Genomic DNA, 6976 nt, shown 5'->3' on the forward strand with positions numbered 1-6976 from the left:
TTTGCCAGTTATACCAAGTTTATTATTGTTGAGTTGACCCGATACAGGCAAAACTAGAAAACTATAAGAATAGCTTTTTGTATCCCATAAATAATCTAACCTTCTAGAAGGAAATATTGATTCAAATTGACTATTTAATCTCTGAATCATCTCACCCCCAAAGTCAGCTAAAACAAGCAAATGTTTCAAAAATAAATTTGCTGGGAGGCTGGAAGATTCAATAATTTGAAATAGTCCGTTTAAATTAGATACACTAACACTCAAAATAGCAATAAATTGGTCTTGCGTTTCTATAAGTTTGGGAATTACACTCAGTTCTGCTTCTTGTTTTGATAACTCTGAAGGCCAAAACATAGAGGCTAACTGACGTAAATCCTCAACATTTCTCTGATAACCTGGATTCAACATAATCAATGTGTTATAATACCAGGCTGATTTGCTAACATAAGGGTACTTGTATTTGTTTCCATGATGGAGTTAGTTGATGATTTTTCTTTAATCAGTACCACTGTTTTAAAGAATCAAGACCATTACTGCGTATTAGAATTAACTAGTATAGGTTTAGTATAGTTACTCAACCTGACTAGACATACTAATATAATTTGATACTTCAGAGATTAAACTTCATACAAGCATCAATATACACATTAGTACGAGCTTAACTAACAAAATTCCTATTTCGCCTGAACCCGTGCTTGCTTGACCATTGCAATCAAAGTTTGGTGAGCATCTTCGGAGTCAACTAAAGTATGATCGAATTGAATCCGCACTGGCACAGTTTCGGCATTGACCTGTGCTGTCAAATTCATCCCCTCAGAATCAATTGACAGCATTTCTGCGGTTGTCGCATTTGTCACACCGCCAAAAGCCTGGGCGTAAAGAACTACCGCATTAGCATGATCCTCGTTCATGTGTTTGCAAATGCGTGAACTGATTTCAGCAGAGAAGTTATCAGACATGATGTGCTGGGGAGTTAGTAAGATATTCATTGCCTAAATTTTAAGCTAATTTGTCCAAAACTTGCAGGTTTTGAAATTGCCCTCCAAAAGCGGCTGTTTTACTGCGTCTCCTGCGTCGGAGATGTTTGATCAGCTAGTCGCACTTTTAGCCTTTTTTACTTTATTTAAGTTTACAGGTAAGAATTCGATTAAGATTAAGGTGAAATTTGTTAAATGTCAAATACTGTTTATATATCGTTGCGGAAACCAAAGAATTTAAACTGTAGCCAAACTATTCAACCAAACTATTTAAGCCAAGAACCGATGAGCGAAACTAGCCAACGTCGAATTGTGATTGGGGATGTGCATGGTCATTACGAAGGTTTGATAAAATTGATGGAGGCGATCGCCCCTGGATTAGATGATCAAGTTTATTTTTTGGGAGATTTAATTGATCGTGGCCCTAAAAGTTGTCATGTAATTGATTTTGTCAAAGACAATAATTATGGGTGTCTGCTGGGAAATCATGAGCAGATGTTATTAAGCATTTTGACAGGTAATAACGTTTCTACACCAGAAATGCAAGCATGGCTGTATGGTGGTGGGCAAGCAACTATCGCTAGTTACGAAGAAGCTACTATTCCTAACGAACATTTGGAGTGGCTGAAAACTTTACCCCTGTATCTAGATTTGGGAGATATTTGGTTAACTCATGCTGGTGTTGACCCTCACCTATCTTTAGCAGAACAAACCGCCACCCAATTTTGTTGGATACGTGACGAATTTCATTGCATTTCGCAACCATATTTTTCTGATAAACTAATGATCATCGGTCATACCATCACTTTTACTTTTCCTGGCGTTCCCCCTGGTAAGTTGGCACAAGGGCAAGGATGGCTAGATATAGATACTGGTGCTTATCATCCCCGCAGTGGTTGGTTAACTGGATTAGATACTACAAATAACTTAATTTATCAAGTCAACATTTTTACCAATTCTCTCCGCATCTTGCCCTTAGAAGAAGGTGTGGTTATGGTTGCACCATCCACAAGAGCAGCTCGCCACCAGAAGCAGCGAGCATAAGTAATGATTGACATTTGAACTAAAGTATGGGTCGGATATTAGCTCGATAAGCAGCATTATCCAATCCGTCGCGCTGATTGCTAGGTTGGGCATTAATAGAATTTTGCAAGGCATTAATGCGCTCGCCTGTAGGCGGGTGAGTACTTAAAAATGCCGGGATAGCACCCCCTCTTTGGAGCAGCTTTTGCATAAAGGAAATCGTCGCTGACTGGGCATAACCAGCCTGTGTTATGGCTAGTAATCCTCTATTATCGGCATCAAATTCATCTTTACGGCTACGAGGACGGTTAAGCACTAATTCTAAACCAAGTCCTACAGCAGCATTACGATCTAAACCTGCGATGGCAGCTACACCATTAGCGATCTCTCTTTGCCGCATCTGTTGAACTAAGTGTCTGCCTGTAATATGACCAATTTCATGGCCAATTACACTAGCTAATTCCGCTTCATTATCTGCGGCTTTCATTAAACCCGTGTGGATATAGACAAAACCCCCCAACGTCGCAAAGGCATTGATAGAATTATCTTCAACGACTTGGAAGGTAAAGGGAAGATTGGGGCGATCGCTACTAGCTACCAAACGCTGACCAATTTGTTCTACATAGCGATTAATTTGAGCATTCCGGCTAAATCGAATATTACTACTTTGTAACTGCTGATTCATCTGCCTACCAAGATCAACCTCTTGGCGGTCAGACATATTAGACATCTGAATTACCTGTATTCCTCGGAAGAGAAGAGACCGGATATCGAAGGCATTCCCCGGCGTGGGTGTACTCAGGCACAAAGTCAGAGCAACTACCACTGAAATTAACGGATAAAACCAACGTCGTTGTCTGACATGATAATTTGCCAAAAAGTTGTTCCAGTTCATGAGTAACTTAGATTAATGGATAAATTATTCGACGTATCTAGATTCGTCTAAGTTGCATTCTTAACTCAAAGCTAAAATTATATACTAGTATGCTTTCGTTATCTCTCTAAAATAGACAAAATGTGCTTGTGTTCAAACCCTTGTCCTCATCTCTATTTAGGGCTTGCTGAATGTTCCCTGCCTCCACAACAAAACTCTTGTCCTCATTCCTTTTACAAACCCATGATAAACTGTCCCATAACTACAGCACCCAGATGCTTGGAGCAATTACCAAGTAATTTAGTCGGGAAACTTGCCGTGTTCTTGACAAAACTTGTTGCTAAAATCAATTATTCTGCTTCTATCTAGGAAAAGTTTCTATGGCTATTTTAGATTCCAAAGGACGCTTGTTCGGCAAAATCAATCTCCTTGATTTCGGTGCTGCCCTGGTAATTCTGCTAGTGATATTTGGTATATTTGTTTTTCCTGGAACTACTGGTTCTGTTGCCCAAGTCAATACTAACACCGTACCAATTGAGGTAGATTTAGCCGTTCGTGGTTTGAATGTCCGCGATCCTGAACGGTTATTTGAGAAAGGATTTACAAAAGGCGGTAAAACTAATGTGATTATCCGCAATCAACCATATGGTCAAATCGGCATAAAATCCATTCAAGTCTTACCTAGAACCGTAACAGTGTCCCAACCAGATGGTTCCGTTAAAGAATTACCAGATCCCAGACAAAACAATTTTAGTACAGATATGCTTTTAACTTTAGAGGGAAAAGCTCAAATTACTGACAGTGGGCCAGTTTTAGGTAATAGCAAAGTAAAAATTGGTACAACTTTTGAATTAGAAGGTTTTAACTATAACTTCAACTCTACTGTGATCGATGTCAGATTGTTAGAGACTTCCAAATAAAAAAATATCCCGTCGTTTTGAGAGCAGGGGGAGGAAAGGTCATTTTAGTTGCAGAAATTGGGATCAACTTTTTTGTGGAGTTCTCTAGAAGAAGACGCGATAAATCGCGTCTCTACAAAGCTAAAACTGGGATAATTAATCTAACATTGGGAAAAATTGCCGAATTAACCCAATCGTCACGGCTGGGAGTTCCAACTGCGGCGTTAATCCTACATTTTCTAATTGTTGAAATACTCTTATAGCTTGGGGATTTTTTTCAAAAAGACGACGACCAATTTCTGGACCCGTAAATTCTGATTGTTGTCCCCAAATAATCGCGGTAGGAGTTTTCAACTGTTGAATATATAGGGACAAATCAAAACATAAATCACCACGGACAAAAGACAGGGCGGCATATTCAGCATTGGGTTGTTGGGCAGATTGGAGATAAGCCTCAACAATTTCCTCGTAGATGCGATTCGACTGGGCAAATTGCCGTTGCTCTAAAAAGTTACGAATACCGCCACTCGTGGCAATTCCAGTGCTATAAAGCAGGCGATCAATAATAGGAACGCTAACTATCTGGGCAAAAATGCTGCGAGAGTAGTCTTCGCCAAAATCCGATAGTCCGGCTGGTGTGACGAGAATTAAAGACTTGAATAAATCAGGATAAGCGATCGCCACTCGAATTGTGAAGGCCGCAGTCAGGGAAGAAGCGATCACTTTCACAGGCCCTGTACAAGTCTGCTGGATAAACTCCCGAATCGTCGTCAGATAGTCATCAATCATGTAATTCCGGGCTGGATGTTCAGACCTACCCCAACCAATTAAATCTGGGGCTAAAACGCGATATTCGGCAGCAAAAGCGGGATAAACCTTTGACCACTCATAAGCAGAAGACCCACCACCAAAGCCGTGCAGGAATAACAAAGTTTCCTTCTCCTGTTGTTCTGCGGTCGAATTTTCCTGCCAAGGTGAGCCAGTGGCAGTATAATAAACCATCTTACCTAGTGAGGTAATTATGGAGCGTTGCTCAAATCCTTGTGGCTGAAACATAGGTGTTGATTAAATTTTGGTAATAGTTGCTGAATGTGACTAATAGTTACTTGACCCCAAATTACTTGTTGGATTCAAGTTCCCCACAATTCTTATTATCAGCTAATCAAAAACTCTGCACCTCTAGCCCTTGTTAGATTAAGTCGGTAAAAAATGTATTTGCTGATAATTGCGATCAGACATGGATTTATGATTAAACATTATTGTAATTTAAGTAGGTAAAGATCATGCCAAAGGCTTCATTTGCTGGAAAGCATCTGCTCAACCAGATTCCCTACAAGTCATTTTTAGAGTTCAAGATGTTCAATTCAAAGCAAAGAAGTTTTAAGCCTTTGTCTGGGCCGGGAGGTATGCTAGGCTTTTTCACAATTATTGTGGCGATGCTGTTGTGGAACTGGAAACTGCTATTAGCGCTTTTGGTTGGCGTTGGGGTAATGTTATTAGTGTACTCAATGCAAAAATGGGATTGGCAACTGCGCTTATCCCAAATGTGGAAGTTTTTAAACAGCCCCAATTGTCGTTTAGCTTTAGCCGTAGGTAGTGGGGGTATTGCCACTGTTAGTACATATATGGCAGCTGCCATCTGGGTTGATGCTAAGAGTTCCTGGATTGCTGCTGGTGCGATTGTGCAAGGTTTAGGAACGTTATTAACTTTAATTTTATTGCTGTGGCAAATCGTCAGCTTTCACGGCAACCAAGAGCAAAATCGGATTGATCAATTATTGGTGAATTTAACAGATTCAGACCCTTTGAAGCGTTTGATTGCGATACGACAATTAACTAAAATTATTAGTAGTAAGGGAGTCGATTCTCAGGTGCAGGCAGAAATTATTCAATGCTTGCGACTATTACTACACCAAGAACCGGAAGCAGTGATCAGAGATGCGACTTTAGACAGTTTACAAGTCTTGGACAGCAGGCGATCGCTACCATTGAGCAAACTGACAAATTTGACTCCTTTATCTACAAAGTTAAAGGTTCCCATTTCTTCCTCATAGACATTTAGGGTAGGGAATAGGGAATGGGGAATGGGGAACAGTTTCAGCTATCTATCATCCCCAAATTTTCTGATTTATTCAACCTAAAATTCACGCTTTTGATGGTACACCCTTCAAAAACCGTTCGGCTGACGCTCACGGCGAAGCCTTGCACCTACTTTCGGGTTTATCAGCCTCAAACCGTTGATTGATCTAGGTTTTATATTTATTCAACAAGCCCTATTTAACGACTTTGGACTTTTGGTGATTGTTGATAAATTCGGCCATTCCGGACTTGCACCACTGGATGATTACACCGACGTACTAATTGTTCATCATGGGTAGTTACTATTACGGTTGCCCCAAAGTTATTTAACTTTTGCAAAATCTGCATAACTTGCCAGGAATTATCAGGATCAAGGTTTCCTGTTGGCTCATCAGCCAAAAGTAACGGAGGCGTGCCAATGATCGCCCGTGCAATACTTACCCGTTGTTGTTCTCCCCCAGAAAGTTGATCGGGAAAACAGTCGGCTTTAGTCAGTAAACCTACTAACTTTAAAGTTGGTGCTAAACGTCGGTGAATTTCCTTACGAGTATATCCTTGGGCTTGCAACACAAAGGTGATATTTTCTGCCACCGTGCGCTGAGGAATCAATTTGTAGTCTTGAAAGACAATCCCAATGCGTCGCCGTAATCTTGACAGGCGATCGCCTCGCAAAGTCTTGACATTACAGCCATTAACAATTACATCACCCTGAGTAGATAATTCTTCACCATACAAGAGTTTTAACAGAGTAGATTTCCCCGAACCACTTGGCCCTGTGATGAATAAAAATTCTTTGCGTTTGACCTCTAGATTCACATTCAATAAAGCGTAGCAACCATTTTTATAGGTTTTCGTCACAGAATGCAACTGTACCATTGCTGCTGTATTACTATTATCCTGTGAAGTTTTTTTATCTTCTGTGTTGACTGATTTATCAGTATTTTTTGCGCTTGTTAATACTGGCATTACAAAACTTTCCTCACATCCTCAACCAAATAGCCGGAAATTTGTGATTTGAAATTTACCTTAAAATCAGGATTCCCCGCCTCTACCTGAGAATCTCATATTGAAAGTTCAAAAATAAAAATTTGCTAAAGCACTGAGTATTTAACTAGGGTTTGCTG

7 protein-coding genes and 1 pseudogene are annotated in these 6976 nt (G+C 40.1%); 3 read left to right on the forward strand and 5 right to left on the reverse strand.

The window, feature by feature from the left end:
- Nucleotides 1-408, reverse strand: a pseudogene (locus VB654_RS08055) (restriction endonuclease); the annotation flags it as partial.
- Between the two features lie 266 nt (nucleotides 409-674).
- Nucleotides 675-959: a DUF2470 domain-containing protein gene (locus VB654_RS08060; protein WP_323213199.1), complete on the reverse strand. Its 285-nt coding sequence runs from the start codon at nucleotides 957-959 to the stop codon at nucleotides 675-677.
- Between the two features lie 303 nt (nucleotides 960-1262).
- On the opposite strand from VB654_RS08060, the gene VB654_RS08065 reads away from it, so the two are divergent.
- The gene (locus VB654_RS08065; protein ID WP_323213200.1) at nucleotides 1263-2021 is read left to right on the forward strand and encodes a metallophosphoesterase family protein; all 759 of its coding nucleotides are present in this window, start codon (nucleotides 1263-1265) and stop codon (nucleotides 2019-2021) included.
- A 19-nt stretch (nucleotides 2022-2040) separates the two neighbouring features.
- Here the strand turns inward: VB654_RS08065 and VB654_RS08070 are convergent, their stop codons facing one another.
- Nucleotides 2041-2895, reverse strand: a complete 855-nt coding sequence (locus VB654_RS08070; RefSeq protein ID WP_323213169.1) for a M48 family metallopeptidase — start codon at nucleotides 2893-2895, stop codon at nucleotides 2041-2043.
- A 359-nt stretch (nucleotides 2896-3254) separates the two neighbouring features.
- On the opposite strand from VB654_RS08070, the gene VB654_RS08075 reads away from it, so the two are divergent.
- Nucleotides 3255-3794: a DUF4330 domain-containing protein gene (locus VB654_RS08075; RefSeq protein WP_323213170.1), complete on the forward strand. Its 540-nt coding sequence runs from the start codon at nucleotides 3255-3257 to the stop codon at nucleotides 3792-3794.
- Nucleotides 3795-3929: 135 nt separating this feature from the next.
- Here the strand turns inward: VB654_RS08075 and VB654_RS08080 are convergent, their stop codons facing one another.
- On the reverse strand, nucleotides 3930-4829 hold the full coding sequence (locus tag VB654_RS08080) for an alpha/beta hydrolase (RefSeq protein WP_323213172.1): 900 nt from the start codon (nucleotides 4827-4829) through the stop codon (nucleotides 3930-3932).
- A gap of 227 nt (nucleotides 4830-5056) precedes the next feature.
- Here VB654_RS08080 and VB654_RS08085 point away from each other — a divergent pair, with 227 nt between their 5' ends.
- Nucleotides 5057-5827 (forward strand): armadillo-type fold-containing protein, encoded by a 771-nt coding sequence (locus VB654_RS08085; RefSeq protein ID WP_323213173.1) that lies wholly within the window; start codon nucleotides 5057-5059, stop codon nucleotides 5825-5827.
- A 223-nt stretch (nucleotides 5828-6050) separates the two neighbouring features.
- Here the strand turns inward: VB654_RS08085 and ftsE are convergent, their stop codons facing one another.
- Nucleotides 6051-6818 (reverse strand): cell division ATP-binding protein FtsE, encoded by a 768-nt coding sequence (gene ftsE / locus VB654_RS08090; RefSeq protein WP_323213175.1) that lies wholly within the window; start codon nucleotides 6816-6818, stop codon nucleotides 6051-6053.
- Nucleotides 6819-6976 lie beyond the last annotated feature (158 nt).

Source organism: Nodularia sp. UHCC 0506, assembly GCF_034931045.1.
Classification (GTDB): domain Bacteria; phylum Cyanobacteriota; class Cyanobacteriia; order Cyanobacteriales; family Nostocaceae; genus Nodularia.

Excerpts from the sequence above, each read along its gene's own strand:
- VB654_RS08060 (WP_323213199.1), bottom strand. The coding sequence starts at position 959 with ATGTCTGATAACTTCTCTGCTGAAATCAGTTCACGCATTTGCAAACAC.
- VB654_RS08065 (WP_323213200.1), top strand. The coding sequence starts at position 1,263 with ATGAGCGAAACTAGCCAACGTCGAATTGTGATTGGGGATGTGCATGGT.
- VB654_RS08070 (WP_323213169.1), bottom strand. The coding sequence starts at position 2,895 with ATGAACTGGAACAACTTTTTGGCAAATTATCATGTCAGACAACGACGT.
- VB654_RS08075 (WP_323213170.1), top strand. The coding sequence starts at position 3,255 with ATGGCTATTTTAGATTCCAAAGGACGCTTGTTCGGCAAAATCAATCTC.
- VB654_RS08080 (WP_323213172.1), bottom strand. The coding sequence starts at position 4,829 with ATGTTTCAGCCACAAGGATTTGAGCAACGCTCCATAATTACCTCACTA.
- VB654_RS08085 (WP_323213173.1), top strand. The coding sequence starts at position 5,057 with ATGCCAAAGGCTTCATTTGCTGGAAAGCATCTGCTCAACCAGATTCCC.
- ftsE (WP_323213175.1), bottom strand. The coding sequence starts at position 6,818 with ATGCCAGTATTAACAAGCGCAAAAAATACTGATAAATCAGTCAACACA.